At 72.2% G+C, this 19,081-nt stretch carries 9 protein-coding genes; 5 read left to right on the top strand and 4 right to left on the bottom strand.

The features are described from left to right. The first annotated feature begins 235 nt into the window (after positions 1-235). The 3 genes from Mco01_RS34240 to Mco01_RS34230 all read left to right on the top strand — a co-directional run bounded on the left by Mco01_RS34240 (position 236) and on the right by Mco01_RS34230 (position 12,291). Positions 236-3,811, top strand: coding sequence for a LamG-like jellyroll fold domain-containing protein (locus Mco01_RS34240; RefSeq protein WP_204060971.1), 3,576 nt, complete (start codon positions 236-238; stop codon positions 3,809-3,811). A gap of 227 nt (positions 3,812-4,038) precedes the next feature. Beyond that, positions 4,039-10,584, top strand: a complete 6,546-nt coding sequence (locus Mco01_RS34235; RefSeq protein ID WP_204060970.1) for an RHS repeat domain-containing protein — start codon at positions 4,039-4,041, stop codon at positions 10,582-10,584. 75 nt (positions 10,585-10,659) lie between these two features. Further along, complete coding sequence (locus tag Mco01_RS34230; RefSeq protein WP_204060969.1) at positions 10,660-12,291, top strand: RICIN domain-containing protein; 1,632 nt, start codon at positions 10,660-10,662, stop codon at positions 12,289-12,291. A 203-nt stretch (positions 12,292-12,494) separates the two neighbouring features. On the opposite strand, the gene Mco01_RS34225 is transcribed toward Mco01_RS34230, so the two are convergent. The 4 genes from Mco01_RS34225 to Mco01_RS34210 all read right to left on the bottom strand — a co-directional run bounded on the left by Mco01_RS34225 (position 12,495) and on the right by Mco01_RS34210 (position 16,143). Beyond that, positions 12,495-14,327, bottom strand: a complete 1,833-nt coding sequence (locus Mco01_RS34225) for an FtsX-like permease family protein (RefSeq protein WP_204060968.1) — start codon at positions 14,325-14,327, stop codon at positions 12,495-12,497. Between the two features lie 5 nt (positions 14,328-14,332). Then, the gene (locus Mco01_RS34220) at positions 14,333-15,079 is read right to left on the bottom strand and encodes an ABC transporter ATP-binding protein (protein WP_204060967.1); all 747 of its coding nucleotides are present in this window, start codon (positions 15,077-15,079) and stop codon (positions 14,333-14,335) included. Then, positions 15,076-15,597, bottom strand: a complete 522-nt coding sequence (locus Mco01_RS34215; protein ID WP_204060966.1) for a PadR family transcriptional regulator — start codon at positions 15,595-15,597, stop codon at positions 15,076-15,078. Before Mco01_RS34215 ends, Mco01_RS34220 begins: the two co-directional genes overlap by 4 nt. A 120-nt stretch (positions 15,598-15,717) precedes the next feature. Further along, positions 15,718-16,143, bottom strand: coding sequence for a hypothetical protein (locus Mco01_RS34210; RefSeq protein ID WP_204060965.1), 426 nt, complete (start codon positions 16,141-16,143; stop codon positions 15,718-15,720). 233 nt (positions 16,144-16,376) lie between these two features. Between Mco01_RS34210 and Mco01_RS34205 the strand changes: the two genes are divergently transcribed. Next, positions 16,377-16,598, top strand: coding sequence for a hypothetical protein (locus Mco01_RS34205; protein ID WP_204060964.1), 222 nt, complete (start codon positions 16,377-16,379; stop codon positions 16,596-16,598). Continuing rightward, positions 16,598-19,081 (top strand): NPCBM/NEW2 domain-containing protein, encoded by a 2,484-nt coding sequence (locus Mco01_RS34200; protein ID WP_204060963.1) that lies wholly within the window; start codon positions 16,598-16,600, stop codon positions 19,079-19,081. Before Mco01_RS34205 ends, Mco01_RS34200 begins: the two co-directional genes overlap by 1 nt.

Here is a 19,081-nt window from a genome sequence, read left to right as displayed (position 1 = left end):
CCGGGTACGCGCCCGAGGCCGACGACGCGATCCGGAAGTACGCCGAGTGGGTCCGGCCGAAGATCGGCCTCCGGTGACCCCCGACGACCCTCGGTGGAACACGTCCAGGTATTCCAGGTGGAAGCGGGTGAGCGAGGGGGTGTGGCGGTTGTCGAGGGCACGGACACCGTGGTCTGCGCTGGGCAGAGCCGCGGCCGCACTGAGTGCCGGGGCAGTCGTGCTGGCGGGGACGGCCATGGCGCCCACGGTCGCGGTCGCGGATTCGGCATCCGCCGCGGGTGCCGCCGCCGACGTCATCGCGGCACAGCGGGCACTGGACCAGGCGAAGGCGTCCGGGCAGCCGGTGGAAGTGGTGTCGGCGCGCACCGAGACGACGACGACGTACGCGAACCCGGACGGATTCACGTTCCGGCTCGACCAGTCCACGGTGCCGGTGCGGGTGGCGCGACCGGACGGGTCATGGGAGGCTCCCGACGCCACGCTCGTCAGGCAGGCGGACGGAACGTTACGCCCCAGGGCCGCCGTCGTCGATCTGACGTTCTCGGGAGGCGGCGACAAGCCGCTGGTGACCATCGGCCGCAACGGTCGGACGCTGTCGTTCAGTTGGCCCGGTTCGCTTCCGGTGCCGGTGCTCGACGGCGACAGCGCGCTGTACGCCGACGTGTTGCCCGGTGTGGATCTGCGGATGACGGCGGGCGTCGAGGGCTACCACGAGGTGCTGGTGGTCAAATCGGCCAAGGCGGCGGCCGATCTGCGGCTGAAGCGGATCACCTTCGGGCTGAGCGCCTCCGGGCTGCGTGTGGGTGGCACCGGCGCCGGTGGGTTCAGCGCGGTGGGGGCGGACGGCCAGGAGGTGTTCTCCTCGCCGGCCGCGCAGATGTGGGACTCGCTGGGCGTCCCCGCCGCCTCGGCGCCTTCGAAGACCGCGCCCGCGGCCGCCACCCCGTCAGTGAGCGGGCCTTCAGCCCCGCAGCCCACCTCGGACGCCCCGGGTCCGGGTTCCCGCACCGCCACCACGCCGTTGGTGGTGGGCCGCGACTCGGTGACCGTGGTGCCGGACACCCACCTGATGGCCGAGCAGGACCCGGCCGCGTACCCGCTCTACATCGACCCCGACGTGGCGCTCAACTCCGGCGTCCCCGAGCGGACGCTGCTGCGCAGTGACGGCTACACCTCCTACGGGTGGGGCAACGGGGTGAACGGCGAGGGCGACGGCTACTGCGGCACCTGGAATGGCTACTACTGCGGGCCGGGTTACACCCAGCGTCTGTACTTCCAGTTCACGCCGGGCGCGCTCAGAGGCAAGAAGGTGCTGTCGGCGATCTTCCGGGTCACCTCGCCATGGGCGTTCGTGTGCGACCTGCGGCTGACCGAGCTGACCCGGACGAACAACATCTCCTCGTCGACCACCTGGGCGACCCGGCCGACGCAGCTGGACATGATGGTCGACCGGTGGTTCTCGGCGGGCCGCGGTTCGGCCTGCGATCCCGACTCGCCCGACGCGCCCATCGAGTTCACCGACAACCCGGACGAGACCAACGAGAATCTGACGCCGACGGTGCAGGACTTCGCGGCCGGCAAGTTCGCCAAGCTGACGCTGGAACTGCGCCCGCACGACGAGACCGATGCGTCCGCCTGGAAGCGGTTCAAGAACAACGCGGTGCTGTCGGTGAACTACGTGGCCAACCCGGCGATGCCGACCGACGTCGGCATCGTGTCCGGCTCGTCCGCGGTGTGCCACACCAACTCGGCCGACCCGCAGGTGGTGTCGGGTACGACGCCGCAGGTTCGGGGACGTCCGCAGACCCAGCCGGGTGGTGAGTCGCAGGCCCGGCTGCGGGTGCGCTGGCGGGTCGAGCGGCTGTCGGGTTCCACCTGGAGCCAGGCGATCGGCGACGTCACCATGCCGGCGTCGGGCTTCGTCGGCGACAACGTCCTGGAGCCGGCCACCCTGCCGGCCCTGTTGACGGATGTGCAGTACCGGCTCAAGGCACTGACCCTGTCGTATCAGGACAACCAGACATCCTTCCTCAACACCGGCTACACCGCGCCCTGTTACTTCACCATCGACGCCACCGCGCCGAAGGCGCCCACAGTGGCCCTGTCCACGCCCTATTCGGTATGCCTGTCCGACTCCTGCGTGGCGGGCGGCGGTCCGGGCGTTCCGGGGACGGTGACCTTCGGCCCGGCACCGGGAGACGTCAACACCGCCTACTCCTACCGGCTCTCCTCCGACGACTCCTGGCACGATCTGGCGGCGGGTGCCACCTCCACGACGCTCGTACCGCAGGTGTCCGGTACCTACCATCTGGAGGCGCGGGCCAAGGACCGGGCAGGCCGCTGGGGGGCGAGCAGCACCACCGACTTCCTGGTGGCCGCCGGTGCGGGCCCGGTCGGGCAGTGGCACTTCGACGAGACCGGCGGCGCGGCCCTCGACACGTCCAGCACCGTCCCGGCGGAGCAGGACAACGCCACGCTCTCGGCGACCGGCGCGACTCGTGACGACCGGGGCAGGCGTGGTCTGGAGCTGCACGACGACGCCGGGACGCCGCTGGCCACCCCGGTCACGGACACCGGTCTGACGCTGGACGGCACGTCCGGGTACGCCGAGACGCAGAAGCCCGTCATCGACGTCCGCGCCTCCTACACCGTCTCCGCGTGGGTAAGGCTCGGCACCTCCCAGGTCCGCACGATGGGCGTCCTCAGCCAGGACGACACCACGGCGAGCCCGTTCTACCTGTCGTACGCCGCCGACGGCGTCGACGACTGGAGCATGCGGGTGCGCTCGTGCACCGCGGACACCACCTGCGTGTGGATCAAGGCGAGATCCGTGGTCACCCCGGTGCCCGGGGTGTGGACACACCTCACCGGGCAGTACGACGCCGCCGCCGGAAAGCTGTCGCTGTACGTCAACGGCGTGCTCCAGGCCTCGGTCCCGGCGACGGCCCCCGCCGTCTACGGCAAGCCGCTGCAGATCGGCCGGGACAGCTGGAACGGCTCGCATGTCGACTACTTCAACGGCAGCATCGACGAGGTCTCGGTCTGGCAGCGGGCGCTAACCGCCCAGGAGATCCTGGACCAGGCGCGCGGGCTGGACGCCGCCGGATACGGCGACGCGGAACTCACTGCCGGCTGGCAGGCGGAGGGCGCGTCCGGCAGCACGCTGGCCGACGCCTCCGGCTACGGCAGGACCCTGACGCCGGCAGGAGGCGCGACGCTCGACGGCACCGCCCTCACCCTGGACGGCAGCGGCGGCTACGCGTCCACCCCCGGCTCTGTGGTCGACGACCGCGGATCGCTCACCGCCACCGCCCGGGTGCAGTTGAACGTGGCGGCGTTGACGACCCACCCGGCCGGCTACACGGTGCAGGTCGCGGGGCAGCCGTCGGCCGACGGCTCGGCGTGGGGCCTGTGGTTCCGCTACACAGGCATCACTGACGGCCTGGACGACGACGGGAACGTCATCCACATCCCGCAGGGACAGTGGCTGTTCGGCCGGGTCGCGGCCGACGGCGGCTTCACCGGCGCGGTCTCTCCCAATGACGACCCGGGCGGCGGTAGCGGTGAGGGCGACGTCCAGGTCACCGGCGTGCTGGACGCCCAGTCGGGCACGGTGAGCCTCTACCTGGGCGCCAACCTGCAGGACACTCAGCCCTACACGACCCTCGCCGGATCCGGTGACTTCACCGCGGGGCGCGGGCACGTGGGCGGCGCATGGGGCCATTATCTGCCCGGCCGGATCGAGGACCTGAGGGTCTGGACCGGCGCGATGACCTCATCCGACCAGATCGCGGCCGTGGTCGGCGGCTGACCGTGACGCCGGGACGCGGCCGGGCGGCAGGACCGCCCGTCCGCGCCCGGCAGGGCGACATCTCCGCCGCGACTGCGCGGCGGGGCTCTTCGTGATGTGACAGACGGGCACGGCACCGGTCCGTGCCACCGTCCGCGTTGGGAGTTGGGTTTATGAGCTCGGGTTCCACAACACGCGTGCCCCGGGGCGTCCTCCGCCCCCGGCAGGCACGCGACGGCAGATCTGCGGTGACGCGTCGGGCGGCGACCGCGGTCGCGGCATCCCTCGCGCTCGTCGGCGGCATGCTCGGAGCGGTGCCCGTGGCACGGGCCGACGCCGGGCCGCTCGGGCGTCCCGCCGTGCCGGCGGCGCACAGCGCGAAGGTCCACGACGTGGGCCTCGGCGCCGCAGAGGCCAGGCAGCAGGTCGCTCGCTCCTCGGCCGCGGAGCAGGAGCAGGCGGCGCGCGCGGCGTCCGAGCAGCACGCGTCCTGGCCCGGCGGCGGCACCGCCACGGTCGGAGCCGGCGGGACGGCGGTCACCGTCGGAGGCCTGCCGGTGCGGCTGACCGCGCCGGCCTCCACCACCGCCTCCCCGGCCGACGTCACCGTGCTTGACCAGCAGGCGGCACACGCCGCCGGAGTCGAGGGGGTGCTCCTCCTCGTCGCGCCGAAGGGGACCGCCGCGGCACAGGACCCCGCGGCACAGGACCCTGGGGCGCAGGACCCCGGGGCGCAGGACTCCGCGGCGTGGGATTCCGGGGTGGCGGGCCCCGAGACCCAGGGTTCCGGGCTGGCGAGCAGGCAGCCGGCCCCCGTGGGCGGCCGGTTGTCCGTCGGCTACGCCGCGTTCGCGTCGGCCTACGGCGGTGACTGGTCGGGCCGGCTGAGCCTGGTCCGGCTGCCGGCGTGCGCCCTGACAACGCCCGAGAAGGCGGCGTGCCGCGCCACGACCCCCTTGCGCACGGCCAACGACGTCGCCGGGCGGACGCTCTCCGCCGACCTGCCGGCCGCGACGTCGCCGCTCCTCGTCGCGATATCCGCGGGGCAGGGGGAGTCCGCCAAGGGCAGCGGCGACTACACCGCCGCCCAACTGTCCTCGTCCTCGACCTGGGCCCAAGGCGGGGCGTCGGGCTCCTTCACCTGGTCGTACCCGATGACGACGCCGCCCGCGCCCGCGGGTCCTGCGCCCACCCTCGGCCTGGCCTACGACTCCGGCAGTGTCGACGGGCGTACCGCGAGCACCAACAACCAGACCTCCCAGGTCGGTGAGGGGTTCGCCACGATGTCCGACAGCTATGTCACCCGGCAGTTCGGCAGCTGCGACCAGGACGGGCACGACAAGGTCTACGACTCGTGCTGGAAGTTCGACAACGCCTCGCTGGTGCTCAACGGCACAGCCACGGAACTGGTCAAGGACGCTGCCGGCGGCACGTGGAGACTCGCCGACGACGACGCGTCCACGGTCGTCCACTCCACCGGGGCCGACAACGGCGACCAGGGCGACGGCGTGGACGGCGCCGGCGAATATTGGACGGTCATCACCGGCGACGGCACCAAGTACGTCTTCGGCCTGAACAAGCTGCCCGGCGCGGGCACCCAGCGCACCAACTCGGTTTGGACGGTGCCGGTCTTCGGAGACGACTCCGGCGAGCCGGGCTACGCCAAGGGCGACGCGTTCGCCGACCGCTGGTACGACCAGGCCTGGCGGTGGAACCTCGACTACGTCGTGGACACCCACGGCAACGCCGAGACGTACTGGTACACCGCGGAGACCAACTCCTACAAGAAGAACGGCGCCACCACCGCCGACGCCACCTACACCCGCGGCGGTTATCTCGACCACATCCTCTACGGGCAGCGCTCCGGCACCCTCTTCACCGCCACCGCCCCCTACCAGGTGCACTTCGGCTACCAGGAGCGTTGCGTCACCGGTGACTGCTCCTCGCTCACCTCGGCCACCGCGCCGAACTGGCCGGACGTGCCCTTCGACGCGATCTGCGCCGCCCGCGCCTCGGACACCGCCTGCAAGGCCGAAGCACCGTCGTTCTTCACCCGCAAGCGGCTCACCCAGGTGCGGACCTCGGTGTGGCCGGGCACCGGCACCTCCTACACCCCCGTCGACACCTGGGACCTGAAGCAGAAGTACCTGGACCCGGGGGACATCGGTGACAGCTCCGACCAGTCGCTGGCGCTGGACAGCATCACCCACACCGGCAACAGCGCGGGCGACACCGCGATGGACCCCGTGTCGTTCACCTATCGGATGCTGCCCAACCGGGTAGACGCCGCCGACGACATCCTGCCGCTGAACCGGCCGCGTATCGACACCGTCGAATCCGAGACCGGCGCGATCACCACGGTGACGATGTCCCCCCAGGACGACTGTGTGCGCGGCTCGAAGATGCCGGCCGCCGAGGACGACGACACGATGGCCTGTTTCCCGCAGTACTGGCACGTCAACGGCGCCGCCGACGCCTCGATCGACTGGTTCCACAAGTATCGGGTGCTGACGGTGCTCGAGTCGGACCCGGCCGGCGGCAACCTGGCCGTCCAGACGTCGTACGACTACAGTGATCCGGCCTGGCACTACGACGACAGCCCGTTCACCCCCGACGACGAGCGCACCTGGTCGAGTTGGCGGGGCTACGGCACCGTCACCACGATCACCGGCACCGACCCGTCCAACCGGTTGCGCACCGTCACCCGCTACCTGCAGGGCATGAACGGCGACAGGCAGAAGTCGGGCACACCGCGTGCCGTGAGCGTGCCGGGCCTGCCCGTGCCGGGGCTGAACCTCGCCGCGGTCACCGACTCCGACGAGTTCGCCGGCTTCCAACGCGAACAGGTCACCTACGACGGCTCCACCGCGATATCGGCGACCGCCGACGACCCGTGGTCGTCCCGCACCGCGATCCAGCACACCGGTTCGGGCGACCTCAAGGCCTTCTACGTCCGCCCGCGCACGTCGTACGACTACACCTACCTGACCGTGCCGGGCAGGTGGCGTACCAGGAGCACCACCACGACCTATGACTCCTACGGCATGGCGGTCACCGAGGACGACGCCGGTGACACCGGGAAGACCGGCGACGAGATCTGCACCCGCACCTGGTACGCCCGCAACGCCGCCGCCGGTCTGACGTCGCTCGTGTCCAGGGTCCGTAAGGTCGCCCGGCCGTGCGGCACCGCGGACGGCGCCCTGTCGCTGCCAGCGAACAGCGCCACCCGCGGCGACGTGCTGTCCGACATCGCCACCGTCTACGACGACGTGGACGCCACCGTCTGGACCGCCGCCCAGACCCCCACCGCCGGCGACGCGTACTGGACCGGCCGCGCCGCAGGCTACCCCGCCACCCCCGACGCGAACGGCGACCGGAACCCGGCCGGTTGGCAGACCACCGGCACCTCCACCTTCGACGCGCTCGGCCGCACGCTCAGCACCACGGACGCGGCGGGCAACACCGACTCCACCGAGTTCACCCCCGCCGGCGCGGGGCCGCTGACCAAGACCGTGGACGGCAACGCGCTGGCCCAGAAGGCGACCACCTTCTACGACGGGCTGCGCGGCCTGCGCACCACCGTCTACGACGTCGACGGCAAGAAGACCGAGCTGACCTACGACGGCCTCGGCCGACTGCTCGGGGTGTGGCTGCCCAACCGCAGCAAGAGCAACGGTGACACCGCGAGCACCACCTACGCCTACCAGGTCAAGCGCGGCGCGGCGCCCTTCGTGGCCACGTCCGTGCTCGGCCCGAACGGCACCCGCGTCACCAGCTACCAGATCTACGACTCACTGCTGCGCCCCATCCAGGTACAGGCGCCCACACCGGTCGGCGGCAGGACGCTGACCGACACCCGGTACGACTCGCGGGGCCTTGCCTACGACACCTTCGCCGGCATCTTCGACGACGCCACGACGCCGAACGGCGTCTACGCACGCGCGGAGGACAACGGCGCGCCCACCGAACACCGGTTCGTCTTCGACGGCGCCGGCAGGCAGACCTCGGACGCACTGTGGATCTTTGGGGTGCGGAAGGGGAACCCGACGCTCACCGGCTACACCGGTGACTCCACCGCGGTGAGCCCGCCGGCCGGCGGCAGTGCGAGCCGTACCGTTACCGACGCGCGTGGCAGGACCGTCGAACTGCGCGAGTACGCCGGAACGTCCCCCGCCGACACCGACTTCGGCGGCGCCGCACCGGCGCCCGCGCACACCACGACCGCGTACGCCTACACCGGCGACGACCAGAAGGCCCGCGTGACCGGGCCCGACGGCGCCACGTGGAGCTACGGCTACGACCTGTTCGGCCGCCAGACGTCGGCGACCGACCCGGACAAGGGCGACAGCACCGCCGCGTACACCGTCCTGGACCAGATCGACAGCACGACGGACGCGGCCGGGCACAAGCTGCTCTACAGCTATGACGCGATCGGCCGCACCACCGGCGAATGGCAGACCGCGAGGACGGACGCCGGCAAGCTGTCCGCCTGGACCTACGACACCGTGGCCAAGGGCCAGGCCGCCGCGGCCATCAGCTACGACGGCGGCGTCAACGGCCGGGCGTACACCCAGAAGGTCACCGAGTACGACGACCTCTACCACGCCACGCAGACCGAGACCGACCTGGACCCGGCCGACCCACTGGTGACGTCAGGCGCGGTCAAGCCCAGCTACACGTTCAGCAGTTCCTACTATCCTGACGGCAGCCTTCAGAGCTCCACCGAGCCCGCGGCCGGAGGCCTGCCGCTGGAGCACGTCGGCTACGGCTACGGCCCCACCGGCAAGGTGAACAGCGTCACGGGAGCCACGGGCTACCTCCAGCACGTCGCCTACTCACCGCTGGCCGAGCCGCAGCAGCTCACGCTGGCCACCGCGCCGTCCGGGGTGAAGAAGGCGTTCCTCACCGACACCTACGAGCAGGGCACCGGGCGGCTGACCACGTCCAAGGTCACCGACGAGACCCACGCCTACGCGCCCCAGGACCTCGCCTACAGCTACGACGACGCGGGTAACGTCACCCGGATCGGCGACTCGAGCACGCAGGGCGGCACGGGGAAGGCCGACACGCAGTGTTTCGGGTACGACGGCTACCGCCGCCTGACCAGCGCCTGGACCCCGGCCGACGCGACCTGCGGCACCGCCGCGGGGAGCGCCGTCGGCGGCGCGGCCCCGTACAGCACCGGTTACTCCTACGACGTTGCGGGCCTGCGGACCGCCCTGACCACCCACGCCGCCACCGGAGACACCACCGCGAGCTACTGTCACACCGACGCCGCGCGCAAGCACGCACTGACCGCCGTCACGACGGGCACCTGTGCCGGTTCGGCCGCGTCCTACGGCTACGACGCCATCGGCGACACCGTCAAGCGCCCCGGGAGGAGCGGCGGCCAGAGCCTGACGTGGAACGCCCAAGGCAACCTGAGCAAGACCACCGAGGGCACCGCGACCACCGACTACGTCTATGACGGCGGCGGCAACCTGCTGATCCGCCGGGCCTCCACGGGCGGGGAGAGCGTGCTCTATCTCGGCTCCACGGAGATCCACACCAGGACCGCCGGCGGCACGACGACCACCTGGGGCGTACGCTCGTACACCGAGGGTCCCTCGGGCCCGGTGATCGCGATCCGCAGCACCGCGGGCAGCGGCACACCCGCGCTGTCCTGGCTGGCCGGCGACGACCACGGCACGAGCAGCCTGGCCATGGACGCCACCACCCAGGCGGTCGTCAAGCGCTACACCGACCCCTTCGGCGGCGACCGCGGCACCCCGCCCGCCGCCTGGCCGGACGACAAGTCCTTCCTCGGCGCACCTGACGACGCCCGCACCGGCCTGATCCAGATCGGCGACCGCCAGTACGACCCGGCCGTCGGCGGGTTCATCAGCGTCGACCCGCTGCTGGAGACCGACAAGCCGCAGACGCTGAACGGCTACAGCTACGGCGCGGACAATCCGGTGACCTACAGCGACCCGTCGGGCGACGGCCTGCTGTGCGGGGTGCGCGACGAACCCGCCTGCCCGCACACGCCCAGCAAGGGCAGGGGCGACCAGGGCGACCACCGCACGCCGAAGGAGAAGGACCAGGACAACAGCAAGTCATCGCCGTCACACGGCAACAGCGGCGGCAAGACGCTGGACCCGAAGACGCGGGAATGGCTGCGCAAGAACCTCGGCTACAACGGCGGCGCCAACCTGGACGACGCCGCGTTCCGTGCCTGGATCGAGAACGTGGACCTGAAGAAGCAGACCGCCGTCGTGGCGTTCGACGCCTGCCTGCAGACCGGATCCGCCGCCGCCCAGTGCGAGAAGGAGGCGGAGCAGGTCATGGACGGCGGTGGAGGCAAGTCCACGCAGGAGCTCGTCTACCACCAGCTCGCGGTGTGGGGGAGCGCGTCGTCCACCGGCATGATCGCCGCCTGCGCGTTCGTCACCGCGGACACCCTTGGGGCGGCCGGCGGCCCATGCGGGACGGCCGCGATGGCGTGGTACACCGCCGTCGGCCTCCCATCCACCGCCTATCTCACCTATGAGACCTGCCAGAGCAGCTGGAGCTCCTCCGACTGCCTGACGGGAATGCTCGCGCTCACCGGTAACTCCGCCGCCTTCGCGAAGTCCGAACAGGCCCGGATCATCGCGCGCCAGTCCCAAGCGGCGTATCGCACGGCCTCCCGATGGGGACAGACGGCCTGGAACGCCACCTCAGGGGCCGTGAGATCCGCCGGGAACACGGCGCGGAACGCCGGTGGCGCGGTGCGGAACACCGCCACCAGCGTCTGGCACCACATCGGATTCTGACCCTCCGGGTCCCCGGCACGGCCAATCCGTGCCGGGGACCCGGACCCCGCGCGCACCGCGACAGGAGGAACGACATTGAGTCCCACCCGCCCGTCACACGCCGGCCCCGGCTTATGGCGGCTGCTGTGGACCACGGGGCTGGTCCTCGGGCTGCTCGGCGGCACCTGGTTCGGCGCGAGCCCCGCACATGCCGCGTCGGGCATCACACCCGTCGACGCCGGCCACTTCGCGCTGACACCGGTGACCGACCACAGCTCGCAGATCTCCGGCCTGTCCGGAAACTCCGCGCTGACGCCGCAGGATCTCGGCGAGCTCGCGGGCACAGGGGCGACGGGCAAGGCCGGGCTGTGTTACCCGACGCCCTTCAACCCCGGTGTGGACGCCACCGGTTACTGCTGGAACAACCCCACCGACGACGGCGGCCGCGACGCCTGGGCACCGCAGGGCCTGTCGGTCCCGCACGACGCGGCGGGCGACGGCAGCTGGCACGGTCACCGCTGGGAGGTGGTGTCCTGGCACTACGGCGACGGCAACGCCCTGGCCAAGCTGCGGTTCGTCGACCGCGGCGGCAGCACACCACGGTACTTCGACGTGCTGATGGCGACCGCGGGCGGCGGCACGGTCGCCCCACGTGCGGGCCATGCCGACAGCGTCGTGTGGTACGGCGACAACCTGCTGGTCGGCAGCGGCGGCGGGCTGGACGTCTACCGGCTCGGCGACCTCATGCGTGACACGGACGGGCTCGAGGGCTTCACCTATGTTCTGCCGGTCCGTTACACCTACCGGACCACCACCTCGTTCGAGGTCCCCTGCACCTCTGTCACGGGCTCGGCGCCGTGCCTCAACGGCATGAGCTTCGACCGTGCGAACTCCGCGTTGACGACCAGCGAGTACGTTCAGACCGACGCCGCCGGCGGCCGGCTGATCCGCTGGCCGTTCGACATGACCAGCGGCCTGCCGCGGGCGGACGACGGCACCCTCTTCGGCACGGCCACCGCCCGCGCCGCCTGGGCCTCTCCCGTGTGGCACATGCAGGGCGTCGTGTTCGCCGCTGGGTCGTTCTTCATCAGCGGCGCCTGTCCGAGCAGGTTCGACACCGGCTACCGGGAGAGCGCCTGTGTGCACAAGGGTCTGCCCGGCGGGTCGACGTCGGTGCTCACCGCGGTGCCCGACATGACCCAGAACCTCGACTGGGACGGCAGCGGCGGCCGCGTCCAGGGGGTCAACGAGGTCGCCCAGTCCACCCGGCCATACCCGCAGCGGCTGGTGTTCGACTTCGCCCCGACCGCCCGCGACATCGCCACCGTCCGCTTCAGGAACGTCAACAGCGGCGCGTGCCTGCTGCCGGCCGGCGCCGGGCTCGACAACGGTGTGGCCGTGGTACAGCGGGACTGCGACGGAAGCAGCGCGGAGAACTGGTACTGGAATGGTTCCGAGATCCGCAACTTCCAGAGCGACCGCTGCCTGACGGTCAACGGCGGTTTCACGACACGGGGCGCCGGCATCGTGCAGTGGGTCTGCAACGGCAGCCCCGCTCAGTCCTGGATCCGGGTGGCGGGGGGCGCGGGCGGCGGCTCGATGCTGGTCGACGGCAACGCCGGGATGTGCCTGACGATCGACGGCGCACGCACCGACGACGGCGCTCCCGCCACCCAGTGGCCGTGTATCAGGACCAGCACCGCCCACTCCTGGGTCGGCAGCTCCTGAAGGCGGCCGGTCGAGCCGGCCGCAGACGCGGGGGTCGTCCCATGGGGGAGGGCGTCGCTGCGCCGGCCGTGGAAGCCGGCCGTGGAAATCGGCGGATGAGCGCCACGCGCGCCGGCCGACGAGCCCGGGTGCCGGGGCCGATCCTGGCCGAGTCGACGCCGGCCGTGCCGTCCGCGGTGCCGATCTTCACGACGGTCATGTACTCAGAGAGCCTCCGTCACGGGACGGCGGCCGCCGAGGCGGGCGGGAACGGCGGTGAGCGCCGCCACCACGAGCACGGTCGCCAGCACCACGGTGAGCAGTTGCCAGAGCGAGGGAAGAGTGGCCCTGTCACCGTCGCCGCCGGTGATCGCGTTCAGGGCGGCGAACAGGGCGAAGCCTCCTGGGAAGGCGCCCAGGAGGGCGCCGGCGAGCGCGGGGAGCACCTGCGCGGCCGCCAGCGCCGTGCTCACCTCGCCGGGGGTCGCGCCGAGGGCGCGCGCCAGCGCCGACGAACGCCGGTTGTCGAGCACCGTCGCCCAGGTGATGACGACGGCGTTGACCGCCGCCAGGCAGAGCAGGATGACCATCCAGACGAGGAGCACCTGGCGCAGCAGTTCCACCTGGGCGGCGTCATATCCGCCGGCGAGTGGCTGGGTGGAGAGGAAGGCGTTGAGCACCAGGACGACGTAGATCCCGCTGACGGTGATCGCGACACCGGCCACAGCCAGCACGACCCGTCGCGGGCGGCGGGCGGCGACCCGCAGGGCGAGAAGCAGCGGGACGGGCAGTCGCGCCGAGATCGCGATCAGCCAGCCGACGCGGCGGGGCGGGCGCGGCGAGTCGGCCAGTGCCTTGACGGTGCTGGAGCGGGCGGCGCGCACGGCCGGGACAACGGTCGCGACCACCGCGACCGCGAGTGCGACGGCCGTCACCACACCGGCCGTGGAGACGGTCATCGACGGCGTGCCCGCGCCGCCGACGAGGCCGGCACTCGACTCGGTGAGCGACGGGGCCGTCACCGATCCGACCGCCAGCCCGGCCGCGGCCGCGACGACGGCCACGAGGACGTACTCCGCGAGCAGCACCGCGGCGACCAGGCTCGGTGTGCCGCCGACCGCCTTGAGCAGTCCGACGCGTCTGGTCTGATCGGCCATGCGGCCGCCGACCAGCACGGAAAGAGTGGCCACGGCGAGCAGACCGAGCAGCCATGCTCCGATCAGCAGCAGGATCTGCGAGTCTCCGGCCACCTCGGTGGCGTCTTCGAGGATGTCCTGCCAGGCCGTCAGGCGTGGAGCGTCCCTGCCCGCCGGGGGGTTGGCGCCGACGAACGCCCGGGCCTCGTCCGGGTGGGTCAGCTTCAGGTTCATCACGTAGGACAGGGAGCCGGGATCGGAAGTGAGGCTCCGCACATCCGCCTGGGTGAGCCAGACCAGTCCGGGATTGTGCAGCAACCCCGGCGGCAGTCCGGCGGCAATGTCGCCGGAGACCGCGCCGCTCATGCACCCGACGGCGACAAGGCAGGACGTTCCCGGGTAGGGCGCCATGGCGGCGGTGACCGCGACGCCGACGACCCGGAACGACCGGCCGTCCAGGGTGACGGGATCTCCGACGCGTACGCCGAGTGCCGTGGCGAAGGCGGCTTCCACCACCACGCCGCCATCGCCGACCCAGCTGCCCTGTGTCACCTCGGGCTGATCGACCGATGCGGTCGCGGCGTCGCGCCCCACGGCCTGTACGTCCGACACGCGGCCGGAGGCCTCAAGCTTCGCCGGCGCGACCGGGTACGGCCCACTGTGGCCGGCGACGCCGTCACCGCGGGCCAGGTCCTCGAGACCGGGAAGCTGTGCGAGCCGGCCGACGCCGGCGACCACGTCGGGTCCGCTGGTCGCCTCCCGGGTGCTGACGTACGGGTCGCCGGCCGCGTCGCGCAGGACGAGCCCGAGCGTCAACGTCGTGGTCGCCGCCATGATGGCGAGCAGCAGGAGCGCGGTCTCGGTGGGGCGCCGCCGCAGGTCGCGTACGGCGAGGCGGCCAACGAGCAGGACTCGGCCCATCGCTCTCAGTCCTCCAGACCGGCGAGGGCGCCGAGCCGGCCGGTGGTGCCACCGGTCAGCCTGGTCTCGTCCACGAACGCGCCGTCCCGCATCGAGATCAGCCGGTCCGCGGTGGCCGCGATCCGCGTGTCGTGGGTGACGATGACCAGCGTCTGACCGGACTCGTGCAGGCTCTCGAAGAGGTGGAGGACGTCCAGGGTGGCGGCGCTGTCCAGATTGCCGGTCGGCTCGTCGGCGAGGACGACCAGCGGTTCGTTGCTCAACGCCCGGGCGACCGCCACCCGCTGCCGCTGGCCGCCGGACAGCGCGGAGGGCAGGAAACGCGCCCGGCCGGCGAGCCCGACCTGGTCCAGCAGTTCCTCCGCACGCCGTCTGGCGGCCCGCGGCGAGCGTCCGGCCAGCAGCGCCGACAGCTCGACGTTCTCGAGGGCGGTGAGCTCCTCCATCAGGTGGAAGGCCTGGAAGACGAAGCCGACGGCGGTGCGCCGCATCCGGGCCAGGGCCTTCTCGCCGATGTCGTCGATGCGGCGGCCGTTCAGCACCACCTCCCCGCCCGACGGCCGGTCCAGCCCTCCGAGAAGGTGCAGCAGCGTGGACTTCCCGCAGCCGCTGGGCCCCATCACCGCCACCGTCTCTCCCGGGCCGACGTCGAGATCGACCCCGTCGACGGCGCGCACCAGTCCTTCGCCCCTGCCGTAGTCCTTTCGCAACCCGCGGGCGCGCAGCACGGACGTGTCGGCGGCGTTGCTCACGATCCACTCCTTCGGGGGGTCCAGTTCTTCTCACATGCCTCGAGCCAGCGCAGGTCCGCCTGGAGCCGGAGCACGATGCCCTCCAGCAACAGCGCCGCGTCCGAGCGGTCCGGCTCGGCCATGGCGGCGCGCTGGGCGTCACGCAGCCGGCGCAGCAGCTCGCGGCGCTGGGTGTCGACGATGGTGAGCGGGTCGGCCAGCCCGGCAGCCGCGGCCGCGATCAGCTTGAGATGGAACTCCGCGAGGTCGGGTCGCGGCCAGGCCACCTCGGCGATCCACTCCGCCACGCGCTGCTGGCCCTTGGGGGTGAGCGCGTACACCTTGCGATCCGACCGGTCGGCGCCTTCTTCGGAGACCGCCAGCAGGCCGGCTCTTTCCAGCCGCGCCAGCGTGACGTAGACCTGCCCGGCGTTCATCGCGTCGCCGAGGGGGCCGAGCGCGTCACGCAGCCGCGCACGCAGCTGGTAGCCGTGCGACGGCTCCTTGGCCAGCATCGCCAGCACCACTTCCTGCTGCATCGAGGCCCCCTAACCGTTAGCCCACAACATCTAACGGTTAGCCCCTCGCTGTCAAGCCCGGGTGGCACCAGGTGCGGGAACCGCCGCGGCATCCCAACGCCGCGCGCAGCCCGAGAGGCATCAGTTGTCGGCGCCTGCCATTCGGCGCCACAGCGCCACGTACCCGCGCAGCAGCCAGGGGATGAGCAGCCAGAATGCGATGCCGGCGAGCGCGTGCACGGCCCAGGCGCCGGCGAGCGTGGGCCCACCCCACGAATCGCGGTACTCCCCGCTCATCCCGAACAGCGGCCGGACCGGGTACACGACGTTGACCAGCACGCCGAGCCAGCAGTACCCCACCACCATCAGCGACACCGCGTCCAGCGGCACGGCGGCAAGCCCGCGTACGCGCGAGAACGGGGTCGGGTGCGCGAGCAGGAGGGCCGCTGCCCTGCGCTGCGCGGTGCCGTGGTCGAACAGTGACCAGACCGCCAGCGGGAGGGAGAGCAGAAGAAAAAGCGTGTGACGGTACGGCGCGCCTGAAAGCGGGAGCTTCCACCATCGCATGCACGACAGCATACGATCACGCCGCAGACCGTCCGGCGTGGCTACGTGGTCGTGTGCGGCGTTGCCACGGCCGGTGCCGTGGGCCTCGCCCTCGCGCAGGGCTCGACGATAGTCGGATCGTCCAGGTGGTTCGCCGGTTCCACCATTCCTATCGCCTCCGAGCTGGGCTCATAGTTGCCTAACCTGAGCGGTTGCGCCCCGGTGAAGTCCAGTCCCTGCCGATCGGAGGCCAGATGCCGCAACGTTCCAGGCGGCGATCCCCCGCCCTGGTCGCCGCCGTCGCCCCCGGGGCGACGTTCCTGCCCCTTCTCCCGGCCGTCCCCGCCCTCGCGCCGGTCACCCGAGGCGCGAGCTTTGACCGGTTCGTCCGTAACATGCTCGGCGGCATGGACTGCACACCCACGATGATCTCGGAAAACGCGCCCGTCCAGGCGTACACCGCGTGGAGGATCTGATGAGCGATGGCCTGGCGGCGAGCGTCGGCGTGACGGACACCGGCGTGCGCCTGTACGTCAGCCGGGACGGCGAGCGCGTCCTGGACGGGGTGCCGCTCGGGTTCACGGTCGACGGCGTGGAGCTCGGCACCGCGGCCGAGCTCGTGCACGTCGCCGAGCGCACGGTCCGCGACCGGTTCCGCGCCCACTCCGGCAAGGCCGTGGGCGAGCACCGGTACGAGCACCGCGAGGTCGTGCACACCCTCCGCGAGGCCGGCGTCGAATGGCAGGTCGTCCTGCGGGTCGCCCGCGACGGCGTCGCGGTCCGCTACGCGATGCCCGCCCTGGACGGCACCGCCCGCGTCACCGCCGACCGGACCGCCGTCACGCTGCCCGCCGGGTCGCGGAGCTGGGTGCTCGACTACCAGACCTGGTACGAGACGCCCCGCTACGGGGCCGGCACGGCCGAGCTGGCGGGCGGCGCGTACGGGCTGCCGTTCCTCGCCCGGCTCGACGGCGACCTGCACGTCCTGATCACGGAGTCGGGGATCGACGGCCGGTTCGCCGGCGCGCACGTCCGGGCCGGGGAGCCCGAGCCGGACGGCGGGCGGACGCTGCGGTTCACGCTCGCCGACGAGGCCGTGGAGGTCACCCGCGGCCCCGTCAGCCCGTGGCGGGTCGTCCTCGTCGGGACGCCGCCGGAGCTGGTGGCCTCGCTGCTCGTCGACGAGCTGGCGCCGCCCGCATCTCCCGAGCTGGAGGAGGCGGCGTGGGTCCGGCCGGGGCGCGCGGCCTGGTCGTGGTGGTCGGACTTCTACTCCGGCGCGCAGCTCGACAAGCAGAAGCACTTCGTCGACGTCGCCGCCGGTCTCGGCTGGGAGCACCTGCTCATCGACTGCGGATGGGAGGAGACCTGGGTGCCGGAGATCGTCGCGTACGCGAGCCGCCGCGGCGTCCAGGTGCACCTGTGGACCATCTGGCGCGACCTCAACAGCCCCGAGGACCTGCGCAAGCTCGCGCTGTGGCGGTCGTGGGGCGTCGCCGGGATCAAGGTCGACTTCATGGAGTCGGAGTCGAAGGACCGCTACCGCTGGTACGACACCATCCTCACCGAGACCGCGCGGCTCGGCCTCATGGTGAACTTCCACGGCTCGGTCATCCCGCGCGGCTGGGCCCGCACCTGGCCCCAGGTCGTCGGGTACGAGGCGATCCGCGGCGCCGAGTACTACGTCTTCTTCGAGAACCAGGCGCTCACGGCCGCGCACAACGTCATCCAGCCGTTCACCCGCAACGTCGTCGGGGCGGCCGACGCCACGCCGGTGGCCTTCGGCGCCGCGGGCCGCACGACCAGCGACGGCCACGAGCTCGGGCTCTCGGTGGCGTTCGAATGCGGCATCACGCACTTCGCCGACCACGTCGACGCCTACGCGGGCCGCCCGCTCGCGGCCCGGTTCCTGGCCGAACTGGCCCCGTTCTGGGAGGAGACGGCGCTGCTCGCGGGCGACCCCGACAGCCACGCCGTCGTCGCCCGCCGGTCCGGCGACCGCTGGTTCGTGGGATGCGTCGCCACAGGGGAGGCGCGGGCGATCCACGTGCCCCTCGGCGCGCTCGGGGTGGGGCCGGACGCCCAGGTGTGGATCGTCGGCGACGCCTCGACCGCCACCGTCGAGGGCGCGGTGACCGGGCTCGCGGAGACCACGACGACCGCGGGCGACGGAGTGGAGGTCAAGATCGCCCGCGACGGCGGCTTCGTCGCCGTCGTCGCGCCCGCGGGCGCCGACCTGTTCCGGTCCGCGCCCCGGCCGGTTCTCCCCGCGCCCGCCGTGCATCCGGCGGTCGCCGAGGTGGGAGCGGACGGGACCGCGTCGCTGACGACCGACGCCGACGCCCGCCTGCGCCTTCCCGCGGGCTGGACCGCGCACCGCGACGGCGAGACCGGCTGGACGATCCGTCCCGCCGTCTCCCTGGCGCCCGGGCGTCTCGGCGTGGTCACGGTGGAGCGGGACGGCGACGACGGCGTCCCGGTCGTCGCGCACGCGCGCGTCGTACGCCCGCCGACCGGCGGGGAGTACGCGCTCTCGGACCTGCCGATGATCGCGTTCGTCAACGCCGACGGGCCCGTCGAGCGCGACATGTCCAACGGGGGAGGCAACCCGGGCGACGGCCGTCCCATGCGGGTGGCCGGCCGCGGGTTCGAGCGCGGCCTGGGCACGGCGCCGTACTCGGAGGCGCGCTTCCACCTCGGCGGGCACGCGGACACGTTCACGGGCGCCGTCGGCGTGGACGACGAGTCGGCCGGCGCGGCGAAGGTCGCCGTACTGGCCGACGACCGGGAGTTGTTCACCGCCGTCGTACGCGCGGGCGAGCCGGTCACCCCCTTCAGCGTGGACGTCCGCGGCGTGCGCACCCTGTGCCTGCGCGGCGAGGCGGCCACCCCCGACGACACCGGTGTGCACGTCGACTGGGTCGACACCACCGTCCACGTCACGCCCATCAGCCGGTAA

This window comes from Microbispora corallina (assembly GCF_016863035.1).
In the GTDB taxonomy this organism is placed as follows: Bacteria; Actinomycetota; Actinomycetes; order Streptosporangiales; family Streptosporangiaceae; genus Microbispora; species Microbispora corallina.
Note: the sequence above shows the minus strand (reverse complement) of the source record. Positions and strands in the feature narration are given on the sequence as shown.